Source organism: Klebsiella sp. 28, assembly GCF_018223905.1.
In the GTDB taxonomy this organism is placed as follows: Bacteria; Pseudomonadota; Gammaproteobacteria; order Enterobacterales; family Enterobacteriaceae; genus Klebsiella; species Klebsiella pneumoniae.
This window is the reverse complement of the sequence record NZ_JAGRQY010000149.1, coordinates 1-20991: the sequence shown is the minus strand read 5'-3', so window position 1 is coordinate 20991 and position 20991 is coordinate 1. Positions and strand designations below refer to the sequence as shown.

The following is a 20991-nucleotide window of genomic DNA, read 5'->3' as shown; positions in this document are numbered from 1 at the left end:
GCAGCACCATGCCGAGGGCGGGCAGCAGGGCGGGCAGCACCAGCCAGCGCAGGCACTGCCAGCGGCCGTAGCCGAGGCTCTTCAGGGCGGTCGCCTGGTCGGCGAGGCGTTTCTCTCCCAGCAGGCCATAGATCACCCACAGCACAAAGGCGCTCTCTTTCAGGGCCATCGTCAGGCCAAGCCCAATGCCGTACCGGTCGACCGGCGGCGTCAGAAACGGCAACTGCTGCCAGAGCCAGCCCCCTTCGGCGAACAGCAGCAGCGCCGCCGTCGCCAGGGCGAGATGGGGCACCGCCAGCAGCAGCGGCAGACGGGAAGCCAGCCGCCGCCAGCGGGCCGAAGGCCAGAGGGCGGCGACGATGGTCAGGGCGATCAGCAGCGCGCCGCCGACGGACAACAGCGTGGAGACGAGCGTGGCGGCCAGCGCCTGGCCCAGCTGCGGGTCGGCGAACAGCGCCCGCCAGTGGGCCGGGGAGCGCGCAGCGCCCACCAGTTCCCCGGCGGCGGGGAGCAGCGGCAGATAGATCGCCGCCATCGCCCCCCAGGCCAGCAGGATCAGTGGGTACCGTAGCGGCGCAGCCATTCCTGCTCCAGCGCGTCAACCCATGCCGCGTGAGGCTCAGCAAGCACCGGCGGCAGATCCTGCGGCAGGGCTGCCGCCAGCGCCTGGCGCTGGCCGTCAGGCAGACGCTGCGGATCCAGTACGCTCGGATCGCCCCAGACGGCGGCATCGGCCTTGCGCAATTGCGCCTCAGGGGAGAGCAGGAAATTGGCCACTACTTTGGCGCCAGCGATAGCGCGGGCGTTAGCCGGGATGGTAACGAAATGGACGTTGCCGAGGGTCCCCACGGTAAAGCCGAAGCTGTAGCTGTCCGTCGGTAATTCGCCGCTGGCGGCTTTCTGCCGGGCGTGCAGGGGGTTAAACGTCAGCGACAGGCGGAGGGTGCCCTGGTTGAGCATGGCGTCCATCCGCGCCGGCGACGCCGGGAAATCCTTGCCCGCCCGCCACAGGGCCGGGTGCAGCGCATCGAGATAGCGCCACAGCGGGGCGGTGACCGCCGCGAAGGTCGCCGGCTGCGGCGGCTGGCGCAGGGCGGCTGGCTGGTCGGTGAGCGCGATCAGCAGTTGCTCCAGCAGGGCGGTACCGGTGAAGTCCGGCGGCCGCGGGTAGGTTACGCTGCCCGGATGGGCTCTGGCGAAGGCCAGCAGGGCCTGCGGGCTGGTGGGCGGCTGCGGCGTTTGCCCGCGGCGGGCGATAAACGTCAGCTGGGCGCTGCCCCACGGCGACTCCGCGCCCTCGGTGGCGACTGAAAAATCTTCCCGTACCGGCTTTTGCAGATCGACATAGCGCCAGTTGGGCAGCGATTCGGCCCAGCCGGTGAGCAGCAGGTTGGCCTGTTTAAGCGTGCGAAAGTTTTCGCCGTTGATCCACAGCAGATCCACTGACCCGCCCTGGCGACGACCGGCCTGCGCCTCGGTCTGGATGCGTTTCACTGCGTCGGCGGCGTCGGCGACAGGCACAATACGCAGGTCGATTGCGTAATAGCGTTTGACCTCTTCGCTGACCCACGCCAGATAGCGATTGACGGCCGGATCGCCGCCCCAGGCGTTAAACCAGACGGTCTGTCCGCGGGCTTCCGTCTGAATCTGCCGCCAGCTGTCGTCGGCATTAACCGCCAGCGGCCAGAGCAGCAGCAGGCACAGACAGAGGCTGTAATCACGCAAACGGCGCATCGTTACTCCTTATTCTGCGAGGAAGAGGTGGGTATCTGGCACAACCCCTGAGCCGGGATCGCCATCGCGGCATTGAACCGCGCTGATAAATTTTGCAGGCCGATCAGGGCGGTCAGCTCGGTGAGCGCCCGGGCGTCAAAATGCGCGGCCATCGCGCTACGCAGGGCATCATCCACCGCCGGCGGCGTCTGGGTGGCGGCTTCGGCATAGGCCAGCGCCAGGCGCTCTTTTTCGCTGAACAGCGTACTGCTGCGCCAGTCGGCGACCGCCAGCAGCTTGTCCTGGCTCCCGCTCCGCGCCGCGAGGGTCATGCTGGTGATATCGATACAGAATTCGCAGTGGCACAGCTGGGCGATGCGGGCGCTGACCAGCGAGCGCAGCACCGGATCCAGCGGCGAGCGGCGGCGTTCAATATAGCCCACGAACAGCGAAACCAGGTAAAACAGCCACGGGATCCGACCCCACCAGCGAATGGGGCTCAGCACCTGGCCGTAATGCCGGCGGTGCAGCCAAGCCTGCGGACGAAGGATCAGGGGGACAGAATCCAGCGGGGGTAAGCTCATGGCGACGATCTCTTATGACGTTCACGGTAAATATTTTTGGCGATAGAGATGACCACCGCCAGGGCAAAAAGCAGCGAAAGCCCGGTGGCCAGCCAGAAGGTGCCCCCGGTGAGCAGACTCCCGGCCCAGGAATAAACGATAGTCGCCGGGAGCTGGCCCACGCCGGTGGCCAGCATAAAGGGCCAGAAGCGCAGCGAGGTTAGTCCGGCGGCATAGCTGACCGGGTCAAACGGGACAAACGGCAGCAGGCGGCAGACCAGGATCGTCTGCGGGCCAAAGCGGGTGAAATAGCCGTCGGCACTGCGCAGCACCGCGCGGCCGGTGAGTTTCTCCACCACTTCGCGCCCCAGCGCTCTGGCGATGCAGAAGCAAAGCCCTGCCCCAGCCATGGCGCTGAACCACGACAGCGCCCCGCCCCAGAAGGCGCCGAACAGGGCGGCGTTCGCCAGGGTAATCAGGAAAGCCGGCAGCGGAGCGACGATCGCCTGGAGGATCATCAGCGCAAATGAGACCAGCGCGGCCTGCGGCCCCCAGGCGGCGATATACCCTCTGACCTGCTGAGGATCCAGGGAGGCTAACGCCGTCAGACTCTGCTGCAGAAAGGTACGCCCGCCAGGGAACCACAGCCAGGCGGCCAGAGCGGCGGCGACCACGACGGCAAGGGCCAGCCGGGCGCGGCGCAGGTGACGGCGATCAGGTTGGGTCATGGCGCACCTCCTCACTGCACGCCGCCACGCGACGGGCGCGGGCAAACCGTTTACCTAACTGCACCAGGGCAAACAGCAGCCCGCCGGCGAGGCTCAGTTTGAGCGCGAAGGCGAGGGTCACCCCCTCGCGGGCCAGTTCGCTGGCCATCACCGAATAGATGACCAGACCCGGCAGGGTGGTCACGGCCGAGATCAGGGTAAAGGGCCAGAAGCGGATCGCCGTCAGGCCGTAGGCGTAATTCTGAATGTTGTAGGGAAAGAGCGGCACCAGGCGGGTGAGGATCAGGAAATCGCAGCCGCTGCGGGCGATACCGCGCTCAATCGCCTGAAAGACGGTGGTATGGCCCACATAGCGCTGCAGCAGATCGCGCCCAAGCCAGCGGGCGATTAAAAACGACAGCGAAGAGGCGAGGGTGGCGGCGGCAAACGAGAGCAAGGAGCCTGTTAGCGGGCCGAAGAGCATCCCGCCGGCGATCACCAGCAGGCTGCCGGGGATCAGACACAGGGTGGCAATGATAAACAGCGCAGCATAGACCAGATATCCCCAGGCGCCCTGATGGCGGAGGGTGTCCTGAAGCAGATGCAGGTGAGTCAGCAGATCGTGGAGACCGACGCGGTGGCTGATAACGGCCAGCGTGGCCACCAGCGCGAGAAGTCCCAGCCCTTTACCAATGGCCGGATGACGGCTTCTTTTGCATGAGAGGTGCTCCTGTACAGTCTGGACGCAGTGGACATCAAAAAGTGCGCGCGACAGTATCCTGTTCCGACGACCGTCACAATGGTTTACCGTCGCTTTGTTGATTTTGCTCAGGAAATTCTGCCCCCCGCACAGCGGGAGGCGAGAGAAGGGCGTGAATTATGGCCGGAAGGTGGCCCACACCGGCGCGTGGTCGGACGGTTTTTCCATCCCGCGGATCTCGTAATCGATCCCGGTTTCCACGCAGCGCTGCGCCAGAGGCTGGCTGGCCAGCAGCAGATCGATGCGCAGCCCACGGTTATCGTCGAAGCCTTTGGAGCGGTAATCAAACCACGAGAAATGCTCATGATTGTCGGGGTTAGCCTGACGCCAGGTATCCACCAGGCCCCAGCCCAGCAGGCGGTCCATCCATTCCCGTTCTTCCGGCAGGAAGGAACATTTGCCGGTGCGCAGCCAGCGTTTGCGGTTCTCTTCACCGATACCGATGTCCAGATCGGTAGGACTGATGTTCATATCGCCCATGATCAGCACCGGATTCTCTTTGTTGAGTTCGGTCTCCAGATAGTTCTGCAGATTCTGATAGAACGCCGCTTTGGCCGGGAATTTGGTTTCATGATCGCGGCTTTCACCCTGCGGGAAATAGCCGTTAATCACTGTGACGTTGCCGAAGGGCGACGGGATCTCCGCCATAATGATGCGGCGCTGAGCCTCTTCGCCATCGTCCGGGAAACCGCGGCGGACGGCAATCGGCGTCTCTTTGGTCAGCAGCGCGACGCCATAATGGCCTTTCTGCCCGTGATAAAAGACGTTATAGCCGAGCCTGGCGACCTCTTCGAGAGGGAACATGTCGTCGTGAACTTTGGTTTCCTGCAGGCCAATCACGTCCGGCTGGTGTTTTTCGACGATGGCGGCCAGTTGGTGTGGGCGGGCACGCAGGCCGTTGATATTAAAAGAGACGAATTTCATAGTCGCTGCCACTGTGCAAGGTGAATAGTGCAGGGATGGTAGCAGAAATTCGCCAGGCTGGCTGCCACCGGATGCGTCATTCTGCCAATCGCTGCGCATGAGCGTGCCGTGGGTGCCCCTTTTGCGGGCATGCCGCGCCAAAAAAGGGCAAATAGCTACGATAAATTTCGCAGAGGATCACAATTACAGAATTATATCTTACCGTTGCATAATTTATCTTCTTTAATCACTGTTTATCCCCCTTTGTCGGATACTTATTCACTAAATATGCATTTTAAGTGAATAGCGTTCGGCTGTAACTCATTGATTCTGCGTTATCTCATCCGATTTATGCATTTTTATCGCTGGCTGGCACGAACCGTGCAATCTACATTTACAGCGTAATAACTCATATTTATTAACATTATTGCTACTTTTAATTTACCGGAAGAGGTCGATATGTCTCAGTCAATTACGCGTAACCACTTTGATGAATGGATGATGCCGGTCTACGCGCCAGCGGCGTTTATTCCGGTGCGGGGCGCCGGGTCACGGCTGTGGGATCAGCAGGGCAAAGAGTATATCGATTTTGCCGGCGGCATCGCCGTGAACGCGCTGGGGCATGCCCATCCGCGTCTGGTGCAAGCCCTGACCGACCAGGCCGGCAAGTTCTGGCATACCGGCAACGGCTACACCAATGAGCCGATCCTGCGTCTGGCCAAAATGCTTATCGATGCTACCTTCGCCGACCGGGTCTTCTTCTGTAATTCCGGCGCCGAGGCCAATGAGGCAGCGCTCAAGCTGGCGCGTAAATATGCCCACGATCGCTTTGGCAGCGAGAAAAGTGGCATCGTCGCCTTTCAGAACGCTTTCCACGGGCGGACGCTGTTCACCGTCTCGGCGGGCGGTCAGCCGGCCTATTCCCGGGATTTCGCCCCGCTGCCGCCGCAGATCCAGCATGCCGTATTTAACGATCTCGAGTCGGCAAAGGCCTTAATCAATGACCAGACCTGCGCGGTGATCGTCGAGCCGGTGCAGGGCGAAGGGGGCGTGGTGCCGGCCAGCGTCGAGTTTTTACGCGGCCTGCGTCAGCTTTGCGACCAGCACAACGCCCTGCTGATTTACGATGAAGTGCAGACCGGGGTCGGGCGCACCGGCGAGCTGTATGCCTATATGCACTACGGCGTGACGCCCGATGTGCTGACCACCGCCAAAGCGCTGGGCGGTGGTTTCCCTATCGGCGCGCTGCTGGCGACAGAGGCCTGCGCCAGCGTGATGACCGTCGGCACCCACGGCACCACCTACGGCGGTAACCCGCTGGCCGGGGCGGTGGCCGGCGAACTGCTGTCGATCGTCAACACCCCGGAAGTGCTCTCCGGCGTCAGACAGCGCCATCAGTGGTTTTGTGAACGCCTGCAGGCAATTAACGCCCGCTATGGCCTGTTCAAGGAGATCCGCGGCCTGGGACTGCTGCTCGGCTGCGTGCTAAACGACGCCTGGGCCGGGAAGGCGAAAACCCTCAGCAACCTGGCGGCGGAAGAGGGGGTGATGATTCTGATCGCCGGCGCCAACGTGGTGCGTTTCGCGCCGGCGCTGAACGTCAGTGAAGAAGAGGTGAACAGCGGGCTGGATCGCGTCGAGCGGGCCTGCGCGCGTTTCGTGGCAGGAGTCTCATCATGATGGTTATTCGACCGGTGGAGCCGGGCGATTTGCCCGGGCTGCTGAAGCTGGCAGCGGAGACCGGCGGCGGGCTGACCTCGCTGCCGGTGGATGAAGCGACCCTCGCAGCGCGGATCGCCCGCTCGCAGCAGACCTGGCGCGGCGAGCTACCGAAAAGCGAGCAGGGCTATGTCTTTGTGCTGGAGGAGAGCGAAAGCGGCGCGGTGGTGGGCATCTGCGCGATCGAGGTGGCGGTGGGGCTCAACGATCCCTGGTATAACTACCGGGTCGGCACCCAGGTCCATGCCTCGAAGGAGCTCAACGTCTATCAGGCGTTGCCGACGCTGTTTCTCAGCAACGATCATACCGGCAGCAGCGAGCTGTGTACCCTGTTCCTCGACCCGCAGTGGCGCAAAGAGGGCAATGGCTATCTGCTGTCGAAATCACGCTTCTTATTTATGGCCGCCTTTCGCGAGCGCTTCAATGAGAAGGTGGTCGCCGAGATGCGCGGGGTGATTGACGAGCAGGGCTACTCGCCGTTCTGGGAGAGCCTGGGCAAACGCTTTTTCGCCATGGAGTTTTCCCGTGCCGACTACCTGTGCGGCACCGGACAGAAGGCTTTCATTGCCGCCCTGATGCCCAAGCATCCGCTGTATATCGATTTCCTTTCCCCTGAGGCACAGGCGGTGATCGGCAAGGTTCATCCGCAGACCGCCCCGGCCCGGACGGTGCTGGAGAAAGAGGGGTTCCGCTACCTGAACTACATCGATATTTTCGACGGCGGCCCGACTCTGGAGTGCGACATCGACCGGGTGCGGGCGATCCGCAAAAGCCGTCTGGTGACCACCGAGGCCGGCGAAACCCCGCCCGGTGACTGGCCGCTGTGCCTGGTGGCGAATGAACAGTATCACCAGTTCCGCGCTCTGCTGGTGCATGCCGATCCGGATGGCGAGACGCTGACCCTCAGCGCCCGCGAACTGGATATGCTGAAGTGTCATGCTGGCGACCAGGTGCGCATGGTGCGCCTGATCCCTGAGGAGAAAACTGCATGAGTCTGTGGATTAACGGCGAGTGGCGGCCCGGCCGTGGGCCAGGTTTCAGTAAACAGGATCCGGTTAACCTGAAGGTTGTCTGGCAGGGAGAAGCGGCGGATGCCGGGCAGGTTGCCGATGCGGTGGCGGCTGCCCGCCAGGCGTTCCCGTCCTGGGCGCGGTTGCCGTTTGCCGCCCGTCAGGCGATCGTTGAAAAGTTTGCCGCTCTGCTGGAAGCCAGTAAGGCGGAGCTGACGGCGGTTATCGGCGCCGAGACCGGAAAGCCGCGCTGGGAGGCGGCCGGGGAAGTGACGGCGATGATCAACAAGGTGGCGATCTCGGTGAAGGCCTACCACGTCCGCACCGGCGAACAGCACAGCGACCTGCCCGACGGCGCCGCCACGCTGCGTCACCGGCCGCACGGCGTACTGGCGGTGTTTGGCCCCTATAACTTTCCCGGCCATCTGCCGAACGGGCACATCGTGCCGGCGCTGCTGGCGGGCAATACCGTGGTCTTTAAACCCAGCGAACTCACCCCGCGCAGCGGCGAAGCGGTGGTGAAACTATGGCAGCAGGCCGGCCTGCCCGCCGGGGTGCTCAACCTGGTGCAGGGCGGTCGGGAAACCGGCGAGGCGCTCAGCGGCCAGGCGGATATCGACGGACTGCTGTTTACCGGCAGCTCAACCACCGGTTTTCATCTGCATCGCCAGCTGGCCGGGCAACCGCAGAAGATCCTCGCGCTGGAGATGGGCGGCAATAACCCGCTGATCGTCGACGATCCGCGGGACGTGGATGCCGCGGTGCATCTGACCATCCAGTCCGCCTTTATTACCGCTGGCCAGCGCTGCACCTGCGCCCGGCGTCTGCTGGTCCGACGCGGAGAGGCGGGCGATGTCTTCCTCTCCCGGCTGGTGACGGTGAGCCAACGGCTGATCCCGGCGGCGTGGGACGCCGAGCCGCAGCCGTTTCTCGGCGGGCTTATCTCTGAACAAGCCGCGCAGAAAGTGCATCAGGCCTGGCTGCAGCGGGTCGCCGCTGGCGCGGTCACCCTGCTGGAGCCGCGGTTATTGCAGGCCGGGACGTCGCTGCTAACGCCGGGGATTGTCGACATGAGCGACGTGGCCAATGTCGAGGATGAAGAGGTGTTTGGCCCGCTGCTTGGGGTCTGGCGCTACGACACGTTCGAGGAGGCGATTGCCTTAGCCAACGCTACCCGCTTCGGCCTCTCCTGTGGGTTAATCTCCCCGGAACGGGAGAAGTTCGATCGACTGCTGCTCGAGGCGCGGGCAGGGATAGTTAACTGGAACAAACCGCTGACCGGGGCGGCGAGTACCGCGCCGTTCGGCGGCACCGGGGCGTCCGGTAACCATCGTCCGGGGGCCTGGTATGCCGCCGATTATTGCGCCTGGCCGATGGCCAGCCTTGAATCGCCGACCCTGACGCTGCCCGCCAGCCTGAGCCCGGGGCTCGACTTTCTGGCCGGGGAGGCGTCATGACCGCCCGCGAAGTCAACTTTGACGGTCTGCCCGGGCTGACCCATCACTACGCCGGACTCTCCTTTGGCAATGAGGCTTCCACCCGGCATCGCTATCGGGTGTCTAACCCGCAGCTGGCGGCAAAGCAGGGGCTGAAAAAAATGAAAGCCCTCGCCGACGCTGGCTACCCGCAGGCGGTGATCCCGCCGCAGGAGCGTCCCAACGTGCCGCTTCTGCGCCAGCTGGGCTTTAGCGGCAGCGATGAGCAGGTGGTGGCCCGGGTGGCGCAGCAGGAGCCGGATCTGCTGTCGGCGGTGAGTTCGGCCTCGGCGATGTGGGTGGCGAACGCGGCGACGGTGTGTCCCTCCGCCGATTCGCTGGATGGCCTGGTGCATCTGACGGTGGCGAATCTGCAGGATAAATTCCACCGCGCCAGCGAAGCACCGACTACAGAGGCGCTGCTGCAGGCGATTTTCCCCGACCGCACTCGATTTGCTATCCACCCGGCGCTGCCCGCCTCGGCCTGGTTTGGCGACGAAGGGGCGGCGAACCATAATCGTCTCGGCGGCGAGTATGGCGCTCCCGGCGTCCAGCTCTTTGTCTATGGCCGCCGCCGGGGGAGCGAGGAGGCGCCGCGTCGCTATCCGGCGCGGCAAACCCTTGAGGCCAGCCAGGCGGTAGCGCGCCTCAATCAGGTCAATCCCCGCCAGCTGATCTTCGCCCGCCAGCATCCGGCGGCGATCGACACGGGGGTTTTTCATAACGACGTCATCGCGGTGAGCAACCGTCAGGTCCTGTTCTGCCATGAGCAGGCCTTTGCCGACCAGACCGCGCTTCTCCAGCAGCTGGCGCAGCGGGTGCCGGGTTTTACGCCGCTGGTGGTTCCCGCCAGCCGGGTCTCGGTGGCAGAGGCGGTTGCCACCTATCTGTTCAACAGCCAGCTGTTGAGCCGGGCGGATGGCAGCATGGCGCTTATCCTGCCTCAGGAAGCGCAGGAGCATGCCGGCGTCTGGGAATACCTCAATGAGCTGCTGGCCGGGGATAACCCTATCGCCGACCTGCGGGTGTTCGATCTGCGCGAGAGCATGGCCAACGGCGGCGGTCCGGCGTGCCTGCGCCTGCGGGTGGTGTTGACGGCCGAGGAGTATCAGGCGGTCAATCCGCACGTCCTGATGAACGATACGCTGTTTGCCACCCTCAATGACTGGGTGGATCGCTACTATCGCGATCGTCTCACCCAGGCCGACCTCGCCGACCCGCAGCTGCTGCGGGAAGGGCGCGACGCGCTGGATCGGTTGACCCAGATCCTGCAGCTCGGTTCGGTTTATCCATTTCAGCAATAAGGGGGCGCGGTGGAACATTTTCTGGCATTAACCCTGGCGGGGCGATTGCCCCATCACTTTCACGGCGAGACGGCTCATTTCCGCTGGCACTGGCTCGGGGAAGGGATCCTTGAGCTGACGCCGCATGCGCGCTGCGAGCGCGGGCTGGTACTTTCCTGCGCCATTCATGGCAACGAAACGGCGCCGGTGGAGATAGTCGACCAGCTGGTGCAGCGACTGGTCCGGGAGGCGCTCCCGCTGCGCTGGCGGCTGCTGGTGATCGTCGGCAATCCACCAGCGCTGCGGGCGAATAAGCGCTATCTGCACAGCGATATGAACCGCATGTTTGGCGAGCGCTGGCGGCAGTTTCCGCTCAGTGAGGAGACGCAGCGGGCGCAGCGGCTGGAGCAGGCGGTGGCCCGCTTTTATCGCGACCACGATGGTCCGCGCTGGCACCTCGATCTGCATACCGCGATCCGCGGGTCGCTACATCCGCGCTTCGGCGTGCTCCCGGCCCGCGATACGCCGTGGGAGGAGGATTTTCTTCACTGGCTGGGCGGCGCCGGGCTGGAGGCGCTGGTGTTTCATCGCCAGCCCGGCGGGACCTTCACCCACTTCAGCTGCGAACGGTTCGCGGCGCTGGCCTGCACCCTTGAGCTGGGCAAAGCGCTGCCGTTGGGGGAAAACGATCTGACGCAGTTTGCCGCCGTCCAGCGGGCGCTCTCCCGGCTGCTGGTGGGGGATCTGGCCATTGCCGACGCCCCGGCGCCGCTGCGCTACCGGGTGGTACAGCAGCTAACCCGCCATAGTGATGATTTCCGCTTGCATATGGCGGATCAGACGCTGAACTTCACCCCCTTCGAACCCGGCACGCTGCTGGCGGAGGAGGGTGAGACGCGGTATGTGGTGGGGCCTGAGACGGAGTATGTTCTGTTTCCTAACCCGACGGTGGCGAAAGGACTGCGCGCCGGCCTGATGCTGGAGAAATTATCCTGAGGGCAAGCCGTCCGCCGGGCGGCCTGCTTTATTGCGCGCGTCTTTTTTCGCCATCTTATTTTTTCGTGCTCCACTGTAAATTTGCAGATTATTCCTGGTAAAATGCTTTGTTTTTAATCTCCCCTCCTTTATACTCTCCATAATTTCTCTGCAAAACAGTAAGTTATTTATTTTTTATTGCAATTCTTCGGCTAAATTCCTTATTTTCTCCATAATTGGCGAGAAACTGTTTTTTACACTTTCATTGTTTTACTCTTGCTCTGACTAATTGACGATTAACGTCGTAAAGTTAATCTCGTCAACACGGCAACGCGCCGTAAGAATAACGTAAAGTAAGGATTGAATGATGAAGAAACTCACTGCACTGTTTGTTGCCTCTACTCTGGCTCTGGGCGCGGCTAACCTGGCACACGCCGCCGATACCACCACCGCGCCGAGCGACAGCAAGCCGATGATGATGCATCATAAAGGCGGCCCGGGTCAGCATGACATGATGTTTAAAGGCCTGAACCTGACCGATGCGCAGAAGCAGCAGATCCGCGACATCATGAAGAGCCAGCGCGAAAATATGAAACGTCCGTCCCTTGAAGAACGCCGCGCGATGCACGATCTGATCGCCAGCGACACCTTCGATAAGGCGAAGGCGGAAGCGCAGATCGATAAGATGGAAGCGCAGCATAAAGCGATGGCGCTGTCCCGCCTGGAAACGCAGAACAAGATCTACAACATTCTGACCCCAGAGCAGAAAAAACAGTTCAATGCTAATTTTGAGAAGCATCTGACAGAACGCAACGCGCCGGCAGGTAAAATGCCTGCACCTGCTGAATAATGTAGCGCACTGAATCAAGACCGCCGGTCTTGCCCAATAATGCCATCAGGCGTTGGGCAGGGCCGGCGGTTTTTTATTGGTGGCTTCTCAGCCAAGCGGATGCAGCGGATAGTCTCCGCTGAGCAAAGGTTTACAGAGGATCTTGTAACCATCCTGGTCAAATCCGGCGGGCAGACGGGTCAACTCCGCCGCCTGGTCGAGCGATTCAACGGCGCCCAGCCACAGCCAGTTATGAATGACGTGATACTGCGTCATGTCCGGGCCGCGCTCCTCCAGCGCCACGGGCCCCGCCCACGGCCAGCACACCAGCTGCAGTCTGCTCATCTGCGCCAGCAGGCGTTCTCTGTGCGCCTCCACGCTCTCCTTTCCACAGCAGGCCCCGGCGCAGCGGCCCAGCGCGGAGCGAAAGCAGGCGCGGCCGCGGCTGAGTGGTTCCAGACCAAGCAGGCCATAACAGAGGCGCTGTTCGTCAGCGAGGCTCTGCAGCATCTGCAGCGCCGCCCGCCGGTTGGCGAACAGGCCATAGAGATGCTGCTGGTGCGAGAAATCAACCTCACGGGCATAGACAATCTGCGGCCGGTCGTCCGCAAGTAGCCAGGCGCAGAGCTGCTTGTTACGCCGTAGCCGCTTGTTAAACAGCGGCTGCTGCTCTTTAATCAACCGCGCCTCCAGCAGCAGCGCTCCCAGCTCGCCAGCGGTGCGCTGCCAGGTGATACGCCGCGACTGACGCAGCATCGCGGCCTCTTCAGGGGTGCGCAGGTGGGATAACACCCGGCTGCGGAGGTTGACGCTCTTACCGATATAGAGCGGCATCGTGTCGCTGTCGCCGTGAAACTGATAGACGCCCGGCAGCTTCGGCAGCGCCTCCAGCCACGGGCGAAGATGTTCGGGATATTCATAGATCGCCGCCGCCTCAAACTCGAGACGCGGGGCTGATTGCTTTCTGGCCACAATAACTCCTGATACTGTCTATCCATCCAGTATAGCAGGCCATTTTTGCGGCGAAAAGGGCAAAAAATAACCCCGGCGCAGGCCGGGGCGGGGGGAGAGACTATTTTTTCCAGAAATCGTCAAAGACGGTGATCGGCGGCCGACGCTTGTGTTCGGTTTTCAGATACCAGCCCTCGATCGTTTTGGCGATGCTCGGGTCCAGCGTTTTGCCTTCCAGATAATCGTCGATGTTCTCGTAGGTGACACCCAGGGCCACTTCATCCGGCAGGGATGGGCGATCGTCTTCCAGGTCGGCGGTGGGCAGCTTCTTATACAGATGTTCCGGGCAGCCGAGATGGGCCAGCAGCTGTTTGCCCTGACGTTTGTTCAGGCGGAAAATTGGGTTGATGTCGGTGCCGCCGTCGCCATATTTGGTGAAAAAGCCGGTAATCGCTTCCGCCGCATGGTCGGTACCGACCACAACTCCTTTGGTCATTCCGGCGATGCTGTACTGGGCCTTCATTCGCTCACGGGCTTTTTCATTTCCGCGAACGAAGTCGCTTAGTTCGATGCCTGCTTCGCGCAGCGCCTGTTCGCTGGCCAGCACCGCAGCTTTAATATTGACTGTCAACACCCGGTCAGGCTGGATAAATGCGATGGCGTCCTGGCAGTCCTGCTCATCAGCCTGCACGCCATAGGGTAAACGGACGGCGATAAACTGCAGGCTACTGTCGCCGGTTTCGGCACGCAGTTCGTTAATCGCTATCTGGCACAGTTTTCCCGTCAGGGTGGAGTCCTGACCGCCGCTGATACCCAGCACCAGCGATTTAATAAACGGGTAGGTCTGCAGGTATGACTTCAGGAAATCGACGCTGCGGCGGATCTCGCCTGCGACATCAATCTGCGGCTTTGCGCCCAGCGCCTGAATAATCTCTTGTTGTAGCGTCATCGCGCCCTCCGAAAGTGAATCTGTTTGGCAAGCTGTTGGCTTAAAGCTACCTCTTTGCCACTGAAACGACAAGGACCGGGGTTTTGACTGCCGGAAAAGAAGGCAATCAATGACATAGGTTTTCATTATAGATGCTGTACCGCGCATTGCGCCGCCGTCCGACTTCGGCAGAACACTCCTGTTTACGCAATAACATAACCTGACATGATTTCGCTGTTCGGCTTGAAAAATAACACTATTTATTCCAGGCTTATCGTTACACAGTAGAAAAGAGGAACCAAAATGAACAAAAGCTTAGCAGGAATACTGGGCGTCACCGTCGCGTTAACCTTACTGGCGGGCTGTACCGCTTACGATCGTACCAAAGACCAGTTTACCCAGCCGGTGGTGAAAGATGTGAAGAAAGGGATGTCGCGTCAGCAGGTGATGCAGATCGCCGGCAAACCTTCAACGGAAGTCACCATGGTCCATGCCCGCGGCACCTGCCAGACCTATATCCTCGGTCAACGAGATGGTAAAGTTGAAACCTACTTTGTGGCCCTCGACGAAACGGGTCACGTCATGAACTCCGGCTACCAGACCTGCGCCGAGTATGATACCGACCCGCGCAACGCCAGGTAAGCTTCCTACTGTTTACTGACTTCTACGTAAGCCCGACCACTGGTCGGGCTTTTTTGTGAGTCATGATGCTTATTTAATTGCGCGAATTATTTGGATGAAAATGTGAGGGTAGTCAAAACCGGAGGTCAATGAGAGACAATTCTGTTCAACAGCGAATTATCCTGGCGGCTCAGCTTGCCGTATACTCAACTCATAAACAGAATTAACCGGATGTTACCAGTCTTACCGGCTCTCAGCGGTTACTGAAGGCCCTGGTCTCACACATTGAGGAAGCGTTCATGGAAAAGAAACACATTTATCTCTTCTGCTCGGCAGGCATGTCCACGTCACTGCTGGTCTCCAAAATGCGGGCGCAGGCGGAAAAATATGAAGTCCCGGTCATTATTGAAGCCTATCCCGAAACCCTCGCGGGCGAAAAAGGGCCGGAAGCCGACGTAGTATTATTAGGGCCACAAATTGCGTATATGTTACCGGAAATTCAGCGCCTGCTGCCGAATAAACCGGTTGAAGTTATCGACTCCCTTCTCTATGGCAAAGTTGATGGTTTAGGGGTATTGAAAGCCGCCGTCGCGGCTATTAAGAAAGCTGCAGCACAATAATTTTAACTTTTAAAACTCGATGTATTTTGACGCCTGGCGGCTGCCTGTTGCCGGACGTCAAAAAATAATGAGTTTATTTTCCCGTCAAAGAGTAATTTCATACATCATCGCCGTAATAGTTTATTGCGGCTTTTAAGGGTATTGACTATGAGTAAAGTGATCGATTCGCTTGAAAAGGTACTCCTTCCTTTTGCAGTGAAAATAGGAAAGCAGCCGCATATTAATGCAATAAAAAATGGATTTATTAAATTAATGCCGTTGACCCTCGCCGGGGCCATGTTTGTGTTAATTAACAACGTTTTTCTGAGCTTCGGCGAAGGCTCTTTCTTTTATTCCATGGGCATTCGCCTGGATGCCTCCACCATTGAAACCTTAAACGGCTTTAAGGCTATCGGCGGAAACGTCTATAACGGCACCCTCGGGATTATGTCGCTAATGGCGCCGTTCTTTATCGGCTCCGCGCTGGCGGAAGAGCGCAAAGTTGACCCGATGGCAGCTGGCCTGCTGGCGGTGGCGGCCTTCATGACCGTGACCCCGTATAGCGTGGGCGAAGCCTATGCGGTGGGCGCCAACTGGTTGGGCGGGCAGAACATCATCTCCGGGATGATTATCGGTCTGGTCGTTGCGGAACTGTTCACCTTCGTGATCCGTCGCAACTGGGTGATTAGACTGCCGGACAGCGTGCCGGGGTCGGTATCACGCTCTTTCTCAGCGCTGATCCCGGGCTTCTTGATCCTCTCCATCTTCGGCATTATTTCGTGGGCCCTGGCGAGCTATGGCAGCAACTTCCACCAGATCATCATGGACTCTATCTCGACGCCGCTGGCGGCGATGGGCAGCGTGGTTGGCTGGGCATACGTTATCTTTAACTCTCTGCTGTGGTTCTTCGGTGTGCACGGTTCTCTGGCGCTTACCGCCCTGGATAACGGCATCATGACGCCGTGGGCGCTGGAAAACATCGCGCTGTACAACCAGTACGGCTCTGTTGATGCGGCCATCGAAGCGGGCAAACAGTTCCACTTCTGGGCTAAGCCGATGCTCGACTCCTACATCCTGCTGGGTGGCTCCGGGGCGACGCTGGGTCTGATTATCGCCATCTTTATCGCTTCTCGCCGCGCTGACCATCGTCAGGTTGCCAAGCTGGCGCTGCCGTCAGGCATCTTCCAGATTAACGAACCGATTCTGTTTGGTCTGCCGATCATCATGAACCCGGTGATGTTCATCCCGTTCGTGCTGGTTCAGCCGATTCTGGCGGCCATTACGCTGGCGGCCTACAGCCTGGGGATTATCCCACCGGTGACCAACCTGGCGCCGTGGACTATGCCGACCGGTTTGGGAGCGTTCTTTAACAGTAACGGCAGCGTTGCCGCCCTGCTGGTGGCCCTGTTCAACCTTGGCGTCGCTACCCTGGTCTACCTGCCGTTTGTGGTGCTGTCGAATAAAGCACAGACCGTTATCGAGCAGGAAGAGAGCGAAGAAGACATCGCTAACGCACTGAAATTCTGATACCGCGCGGTACGGGCAGCGTCCCGTACCGCCTGATAAATGAGGGAAATATTATGTTTGATCTGGACAACATCGACGCGGTAGAGACCCCGGAAAATGACCTCGAAGAGGTAGTGATGGGGCTGATTATCAACTCCGGACAAGCCCGCAGCCTGGCCTATGCCGCGCTGAAGCAGGCGAAGCAGGGCGACTTTGCCGCAGCGAAAGCGATGATGGAGCAGTCGCGCCAGGCGCTGAGCGAGGCGCATCGCGTGCAGACCCAGCTTATCGAAAGCGACGAGGGCGAAGGGAAAATGAAGGTCAGCCTGGTGCTGGTGCATGCCCAGGACCATCTGATGACCTCCATGCTGGCTCGTGAGCTGGTGGCCGAATTGATTGAGCTGCACGAGAAGGTACAATAGGCCATCGCGACGATGAGGCAGCCCAGAATGATGACCACCGAGATCAGTACCGCCAGAGAACAACAGCTGTTCAACGGGAAGAACTTTCATGTGGTCATCTATAACAAAACGGAAAGCGTGAGCGGGCTTCACCAGCATGATTACTACGAATTTACCGTGGTGTTAACCGGGCGCTATTACCAGGAGATCAATGGCAAACGGGTGCTGCTGGAGCGCGGGGATTTCGTCTTTATCCCGATGGGCTCGCACCACCAGAGCTTTTACGAGTTCGGGGCGACGCGCATCCTTAACGTCGGCATCAGCAGACGCTTCTTTGAGAAACACTACCTGCCGCTGCTGCCGTTTGGTCTGGTGGCTTCGCAAGTCTACGCCGTGCAGAGCGCTTTTCTCGGCTACGTTGAGTCGGTCATCGCCTCACTCAATTTTCGCGAAACGGAATTTGACGAATTTATCGAGCTGGTCTCCTTTTATGTCATTAACCGTTTACGCCACTATCGTGAAGAGCCGGTTGCCGACGTGACGCCGCAATGGTTAAAAAATACCGTGGAAGCCATGCATGATAAGCTGAAATTCGGTGAAGGCGCTCTTGAAAATATGGTTCGCTTATCCGGAAAAACGCAGGAATATTTAACCCGGGCGACCCAGCGCTATTATGGTAAAACGCCGATGCAGATAATTAATGATATCCGTATCAACTTTGCCAAAAAACAGCTGGAAATTACCAATTATTCGGTGACGGATATTGCGTATGAATCAGGTTACAGCAGCCCGAGCTTGTTTATTAAAACCTTTAAAAAACTGACGTCGTTTACGCCGAGCAGTTATCGCAAACATTTGACCAGTATTAATTAAACCCGCGCGGCGTTCGCCGCCAGGTTTATACCGAAAATCATTCAAGTTAACTGTCCGCATTGTTGCGGAGAGCGGCCTGCGTCCAGGCGCAGCGCCTAAGGGAGAAAAAGATGAGCCAGAAATTAAAAGTAGTCACTATTGGCGGCGGCAGCAGCTATACCCCGGAATTACTGGAAGGATTTCTGAAACGTTATCATGAACTGCCGGTAAGCGAACTGTGGTTGGTAGACGTCGAAGAGGGCCAGGAGAAGCTCGATATTATCCACGCGCTGTGCCAGCGGATGGTGGAAAAAGCCGGCGTGCCGATGAAAGTCTATAAAACGCTGGATCGCCGCGCAGCGCTGCAGGGCGCAGATTTCGTCACCACCCAGCTGCGCGTGGGCCAGCTGAAGGCGCGTGAAAAAGATGAGCGCATCCCGCTGAGTCACGGCTACCTGGGTCAGGAGACCAACGGGGCGGGCGGGTTGTTTAAAGGACTGCGCACCATCCCGGTGATTTTCGATATCGTGAAAGATGTGCAGGAAATTTGCCCCGACGCATGGATCATCAACTTCACCAACCCGGCGGGCATGGTCACCGAGGCGGTCTATCGTCACACCAATTTCAAACGCTTTATCGGCGTGTGCAACATTCCTATCGGCATGAAGATGTTCATCACCGACGTGCTGCAGCTGAGCCCGAGCGATGAGCTGAATATCGACCTGTTTGGTCTGAACCACCTGGTGTTCGTCCGCGACGTGCTGGTTAACGGCGTCTCGCGCTTCGATGAACTGCTGGACGGCGTGGCCTCCGGCCGTCTGACCGCGAACTCGGTGAAAAACATCTTCGACCTGCCGTTTAGCGAAGGGCTGATCCGCTCCCTGCGCCTGATCCCATGCTCTTACCTGCTCTACTACTTTAAGCCAAAAGAGATGCTGGCGATTGAGATGGGCGAGTACTACAAAGGCGGTGCGCGCGCCCAGGTGGTGCAGAAGGTGGAGAAACAGCTGTTCGAGCTGTATAAAAACCCGGATCTTAACGTTAAGCCGAAGGAGCTGGAGCAGCGCGGCGGGGCCTATTACTCTGATGCCGCTTGCGAAGTAATCAATGCCATCTATAACGACAAGCAGACTGAGCACTATGTGAATATCCCGCATCATGGCCATGTCGATAATATCCCGGCGGACTGGGCGGTAGAGATGAGCTGCACCTTAGGCCGCGACGGCGCGAAGCCGACGCCGCGCATTACTCATTTCGATGAGAAGGTGTTAGGGCTTATCTACACCATCAAGGGGTTCGAAGTGGCGGCCAGCCAGGCGGCGATCAGCGGTGAGCTGAACGATGTCCTGTTGGCGCTGAACTTAAGCCCGCTGATCCATTCCGATCGTGACGCCGAACAGCTGGCGCGGGAGATGATTCTGGCGCATGAAAAATGGCTGCCGAACTTTGCGGCGACGATCGAAAAACTAAAATCGTAACGGGAGTAGCAAATGGAACGCGTATTGATCGTCAATGCCGACGACTTCGGCCTCAGTAAAGGGCAGAACTACGGCATTATCGAGGCCTGTCGCAACGGCGTGGTGACATCGACCACCGCGCTGGTCAACGGCGCGGCCATTGACCACGCCGCCCAGCTGAGCCGCAGTACTCCGGAGCTGGCGGTCGGTATGCACTTTGTGCTGACGCTGGGCGAGCCGCTGTCGGCCATGCCGGGATTAACCCGCGATGGCCGTCTGGGCAAATGGATCTGGCAGCAGGCGGAAGAAGATAGCCTGCCGCTGGAAGAGATCGCCCACGAGCTGGCGTGTCAGTACCGTCGTTTTGTCGAACTCTTCGGCCATGAGCCGACGCATATCGACAGCCATCACCATGTGCATATGTTCGCCCAGATTTATCCCATCGTCGCGGCCTTTGCCCGCGAGAAGGGCATTGCGTTACGCATTGACCGCCAGGTGGCGGCGCAGAGTGGGCTCGACCAGCAGGCGGCGCGCAGCAGCGCCGGCTTCAGCAGCGAGTTTTACGGCGAAGCGGTCTCTGAGGAACTGTTTCTGCAGACGCTGGATGCCTCCATTGCCCGCGGGGAGCGCTCCCTGGAGGTGATGTGTCATCCGGCTTATGTCGATCGGATCATTATGGGCAGCGCCTACTGCTATCCGCGACTGGATGAGCTTGATGTGCTGACAGCTGCCTCGCTGAAAGCGGCGGTGGCCGACCGGGGTTATCGTCTGGGAACCTACCGCGACGTGTAAGCCCGACGGGGGAAAGGGAAAGTGAATCAAGCCCGGCACAGCGTGCCGGGCTTTTTACTACGCCGGAATAGCGGCGATTTTCGGGCTTCTCGACCACACGCGGTGGGCCGTCATCAGGGCGAGCAGTTTGTCCGCCGCTGGCGTGTCGAGCGCATCGGTGACGATGACCCCCTCTTCACCCTGGGTCGGAACATGCAGAACGGACGTCAGCTGCCGCGCATCCCCTGCCAGCAGGATCGGCTTCAGATGTTTATAGGCTTCCAGCAGGTAATAGCGCGCGTCACCGCTCTGACTCAGGGCGCTGAGGTCGCCGCCGGGCACCACCACCGCATCCACCGTCAGCGACGGGGAACCGGCGAAGGTGCCGGCGATCGGCAGCGGAGAACCATCGTCGGCAATGACTTCGCCCATTCGCGAGTAGAGCAGCTTGCTGTGCACGCCCTGGGCCTGCAGCGCCTGCAGGAGCTGAACCAGATCCTGCGCTGAGGTGCGTTCGTTGAGCAGGACTGCCACCACGCGACCTTTCACATCTCCTTCGGCATCGGCGTAGAGGCTGAGGCTGGGGTCTTTCTCCACGCCATTGACCGGGGCGGGCAGGGTAATGTTGCGCTGATCGTCGCTCAGTTCGATGCCTAAGTTCGCCCCAACCGCTTCCGCAAGCTTAGTATCAATGTGGGCCAGATGATCGACCACCCGCTCGCGGATCCAGGTGCGGACCACTTTGCTGAGTTCGAAGCTGAAACCATCGATAATATGCTGCTGTTCAATCGGCGTCTGGCTCAGCCAGAACAGACGCGGCTGGGCGTAATATTCGCCGAACGAAGGGCTGCGCTGGCGGATTTTTTCGCCGTCGACGCGCTCGGCGAGGGACTCAAAGCCACCGCGTTTGGCGGCAGGCGGCGTCTCGCGCGGCCAGTTGTCGTTAATCGAGTTGGGCTCGTAGTTGG

General features: G+C 59.9%; 22 protein-coding genes and 1 pseudogene. 14 read left to right on the top strand and 9 right to left on the bottom strand.

The genetic code is table 11. The features are described from left to right. From KHQ28_RS22820 to xthA, 6 genes and pseudogenes are all read right to left on the bottom strand, one after another. Positions 1-583 (bottom strand): annotated as a pseudogene (locus KHQ28_RS22820) (thiamine ABC transporter permease); the annotation flags it as partial. Continuing rightward, a complete protein-coding gene (locus KHQ28_RS22815) occupies positions 556-1734 on the bottom strand; it encodes an ABC transporter substrate-binding protein (protein ID WP_032419074.1) in 1179 nt (392 codons plus the stop codon). The gene KHQ28_RS22815 and the pseudogene KHQ28_RS22820, both read right to left, overlap by 28 nt. Positions 1735-1736: 2 nt before the next feature. Further along, positions 1737-2297, bottom strand: a complete 561-nt coding sequence (locus KHQ28_RS22810) for a carboxymuconolactone decarboxylase family protein (RefSeq protein ID WP_004176519.1) — start codon at positions 2295-2297, stop codon at positions 1737-1739. Beyond that, positions 2294-3004, bottom strand: coding sequence for a TVP38/TMEM64 family protein (locus tag KHQ28_RS22805; protein ID WP_032419073.1), 711 nt, complete (start codon positions 3002-3004; stop codon positions 2294-2296). Before KHQ28_RS22805 ends, KHQ28_RS22810 begins: the two co-directional genes overlap by 4 nt. Then, positions 2991-3647, bottom strand: a complete 657-nt coding sequence (locus KHQ28_RS22800; RefSeq protein ID WP_032419072.1) for a TVP38/TMEM64 family protein — start codon at positions 3645-3647, stop codon at positions 2991-2993. The genes KHQ28_RS22805 and KHQ28_RS22800 overlap by 14 nt, the downstream gene beginning before the upstream one ends. A gap of 213 nt (positions 3648-3860) precedes the next feature. Beyond that, the gene (xthA, locus tag KHQ28_RS22795; protein WP_002901486.1) at positions 3861-4667 is read right to left on the bottom strand and encodes an exodeoxyribonuclease III; all 807 of its coding nucleotides are present in this window, start codon (positions 4665-4667) and stop codon (positions 3861-3863) included. A 438-nt stretch (positions 4668-5105) separates the two neighbouring features. Here xthA and KHQ28_RS22790 point away from each other — a divergent pair, with 438 nt between their 5' ends. The 6 genes from KHQ28_RS22790 (at position 5106) to spy (ending at position 11958) form a co-directional block, all read left to right on the top strand. Beyond that, on the top strand, positions 5106-6326 hold the full coding sequence (locus KHQ28_RS22790; protein ID WP_032419071.1) for an aspartate aminotransferase family protein: 1221 nt from the start codon (positions 5106-5108) through the stop codon (positions 6324-6326). After that, positions 6323-7357 carry an arginine N-succinyltransferase gene (astA, locus tag KHQ28_RS22785; RefSeq protein WP_004179410.1) on the top strand — a complete coding sequence of 345 codons (1035 nt, stop codon included), beginning with the start codon at positions 6323-6325 and terminating at the stop codon, positions 7355-7357. The genes KHQ28_RS22790 and astA overlap by 4 nt, the downstream gene beginning before the upstream one ends. Next, positions 7354-8832, top strand: a complete 1479-nt coding sequence (astD, locus tag KHQ28_RS22780; RefSeq protein WP_032419070.1) for a succinylglutamate-semialdehyde dehydrogenase — start codon at positions 7354-7356, stop codon at positions 8830-8832. Before astA ends, astD begins: the two co-directional genes overlap by 4 nt. Then, positions 8829-10154 carry an N-succinylarginine dihydrolase gene (gene astB, locus KHQ28_RS22775; protein ID WP_032419069.1) on the top strand — a complete coding sequence of 442 codons (1326 nt, stop codon included), beginning with the start codon at positions 8829-8831 and terminating at the stop codon, positions 10152-10154. Before astD ends, astB begins: the two co-directional genes overlap by 4 nt. Before the next feature lie 9 nt (positions 10155-10163). Next, positions 10164-11129 (top strand): succinylglutamate desuccinylase, encoded by a 966-nt coding sequence (astE, locus tag KHQ28_RS22770; RefSeq protein WP_004224242.1) that lies wholly within the window; start codon positions 10164-10166, stop codon positions 11127-11129. Between the two features lie 343 nt (positions 11130-11472). After that, positions 11473-11958 carry an ATP-independent periplasmic protein-refolding chaperone Spy gene (gene spy, locus KHQ28_RS22765; RefSeq protein WP_004217130.1) on the top strand — a complete coding sequence of 162 codons (486 nt, stop codon included), beginning with the start codon at positions 11473-11475 and terminating at the stop codon, positions 11956-11958. A gap of 87 nt (positions 11959-12045) precedes the next feature. On the opposite strand, the gene cho is transcribed toward spy, so the two are convergent. Together cho and nadE are read right to left on the bottom strand one after the other, a co-directional pair. Then, a complete protein-coding gene (cho, locus tag KHQ28_RS22760; protein WP_004176514.1) occupies positions 12046-12909 on the bottom strand; it encodes an excinuclease Cho in 864 nt (287 codons plus the stop codon). A 100-nt stretch (positions 12910-13009) separates the two neighbouring features. Further along, positions 13010-13837: an ammonia-dependent NAD(+) synthetase gene (gene nadE, locus KHQ28_RS22755; protein WP_004151921.1), complete on the bottom strand. Its 828-nt coding sequence runs from the start codon at positions 13835-13837 to the stop codon at positions 13010-13012. Between the two features lie 282 nt (positions 13838-14119). Here nadE and osmE point away from each other — a divergent pair, with 282 nt between their 5' ends. From osmE to chbG, 8 genes are all read left to right on the top strand, one after another. Beyond that, complete coding sequence (gene osmE, locus KHQ28_RS22750) at positions 14120-14458, top strand: osmotically-inducible lipoprotein OsmE (protein ID WP_002901544.1); 339 nt, start codon at positions 14120-14122, stop codon at positions 14456-14458. Positions 14459-14736: 278 nt separating this feature from the next. Further along, a complete protein-coding gene (gene chbB / locus KHQ28_RS22745) occupies positions 14737-15057 on the top strand; it encodes a PTS N,N'-diacetylchitobiose transporter subunit IIB (RefSeq protein ID WP_002901547.1) in 321 nt (106 codons plus the stop codon). Positions 15058-15076: 19 nt separating this feature from the next. After that, entirely contained in the window at positions 15077-15193 is a 117-nt protein-coding gene (locus tag KHQ28_RS22740) for a hypothetical protein (protein WP_014907779.1), read from the top strand. A gap of 11 nt (positions 15194-15204) precedes the next feature. Then, a complete protein-coding gene (gene chbC / locus KHQ28_RS22735) occupies positions 15205-16563 on the top strand; it encodes a PTS N,N'-diacetylchitobiose transporter subunit IIC (RefSeq protein WP_004148091.1) in 1359 nt (452 codons plus the stop codon). 53 nt (positions 16564-16616) lie between these two features. After that, entirely contained in the window at positions 16617-16964 is a 348-nt protein-coding gene (chbA, locus tag KHQ28_RS22730; protein WP_004179419.1) for a PTS N,N'-diacetylchitobiose transporter subunit IIA, read from the top strand. 27 nt (positions 16965-16991) lie between these two features. After that, positions 16992-17816, top strand: a complete 825-nt coding sequence (chbR, locus tag KHQ28_RS22725; RefSeq protein ID WP_002901552.1) for a transcriptional regulator ChbR — start codon at positions 16992-16994, stop codon at positions 17814-17816. A 110-nt stretch (positions 17817-17926) separates the two neighbouring features. Continuing rightward, on the top strand, positions 17927-19273 hold the full coding sequence (locus KHQ28_RS22720) for a 6-phospho-beta-glucosidase (RefSeq protein ID WP_004148093.1): 1347 nt from the start codon (positions 17927-17929) through the stop codon (positions 19271-19273). 12 nt (positions 19274-19285) lie between these two features. Further along, the gene (gene chbG / locus KHQ28_RS22715; RefSeq protein ID WP_032419068.1) at positions 19286-20044 is read left to right on the top strand and encodes a chitin disaccharide deacetylase; all 759 of its coding nucleotides are present in this window, start codon (positions 19286-19288) and stop codon (positions 20042-20044) included. Between the two features lie 57 nt (positions 20045-20101). Here chbG and KHQ28_RS22710 read toward each other — a convergent pair. After that, positions 20102-20991, bottom strand: an 890-nt coding sequence (locus KHQ28_RS22710) for a catalase-related domain-containing protein (protein ID WP_323131615.1), incomplete at its 5' end; no start/stop codon positions are given.

What these genes read in the sequence shown, in the direction of transcription:
- KHQ28_RS22815 (WP_032419074.1), bottom strand. Translation starts at nt 1,734, where the DNA reads ATGCGCCGTTTGCGTGATTACAGCCTCTGTCTGTGCCTGCTGCTGCTC.
- astB (WP_032419069.1), top strand. Translation starts at nt 8,829, where the DNA reads ATGACCGCCCGCGAAGTCAACTTTGACGGTCTGCCCGGGCTGACCCAT.
- spy (WP_004217130.1), top strand. Translation starts at nt 11,473, where the DNA reads ATGATGAAGAAACTCACTGCACTGTTTGTTGCCTCTACTCTGGCTCTG.
- chbB (WP_002901547.1), top strand. Translation starts at nt 14,737, where the DNA reads ATGGAAAAGAAACACATTTATCTCTTCTGCTCGGCAGGCATGTCCACG.
- KHQ28_RS22740 (WP_014907779.1), top strand. Translation starts at nt 15,077, where the DNA reads ATGTATTTTGACGCCTGGCGGCTGCCTGTTGCCGGACGTCAAAAAATA.
- chbC (WP_004148091.1), top strand. Translation starts at nt 15,205, where the DNA reads ATGAGTAAAGTGATCGATTCGCTTGAAAAGGTACTCCTTCCTTTTGCA.
- nadE (WP_004151921.1), bottom strand. Translation starts at nt 13,837, where the DNA reads ATGACGCTACAACAAGAGATTATTCAGGCGCTGGGCGCAAAGCCGCAG.
- astD (WP_032419070.1), top strand. Translation starts at nt 7,354, where the DNA reads ATGAGTCTGTGGATTAACGGCGAGTGGCGGCCCGGCCGTGGGCCAGGT.
- KHQ28_RS22810 (WP_004176519.1), bottom strand. Translation starts at nt 2,297, where the DNA reads ATGAGCTTACCCCCGCTGGATTCTGTCCCCCTGATCCTTCGTCCGCAG.
- xthA (WP_002901486.1), bottom strand. Translation starts at nt 4,667, where the DNA reads ATGAAATTCGTCTCTTTTAATATCAACGGCCTGCGTGCCCGCCCACAC.
- chbR (WP_002901552.1), top strand. Translation starts at nt 16,992, where the DNA reads ATGATGACCACCGAGATCAGTACCGCCAGAGAACAACAGCTGTTCAAC.
- chbA (WP_004179419.1), top strand. Translation starts at nt 16,617, where the DNA reads ATGTTTGATCTGGACAACATCGACGCGGTAGAGACCCCGGAAAATGAC.
- astA (WP_004179410.1), top strand. Translation starts at nt 6,323, where the DNA reads ATGATGGTTATTCGACCGGTGGAGCCGGGCGATTTGCCCGGGCTGCTG.
- KHQ28_RS22790 (WP_032419071.1), top strand. Translation starts at nt 5,106, where the DNA reads ATGTCTCAGTCAATTACGCGTAACCACTTTGATGAATGGATGATGCCG.
- KHQ28_RS22805 (WP_032419073.1), bottom strand. Translation starts at nt 3,004, where the DNA reads ATGACCCAACCTGATCGCCGTCACCTGCGCCGCGCCCGGCTGGCCCTT.
- KHQ28_RS22720 (WP_004148093.1), top strand. Translation starts at nt 17,927, where the DNA reads ATGAGCCAGAAATTAAAAGTAGTCACTATTGGCGGCGGCAGCAGCTAT.
- chbG (WP_032419068.1), top strand. Translation starts at nt 19,286, where the DNA reads ATGGAACGCGTATTGATCGTCAATGCCGACGACTTCGGCCTCAGTAAA.
- osmE (WP_002901544.1), top strand. Translation starts at nt 14,120, where the DNA reads ATGAACAAAAGCTTAGCAGGAATACTGGGCGTCACCGTCGCGTTAACC.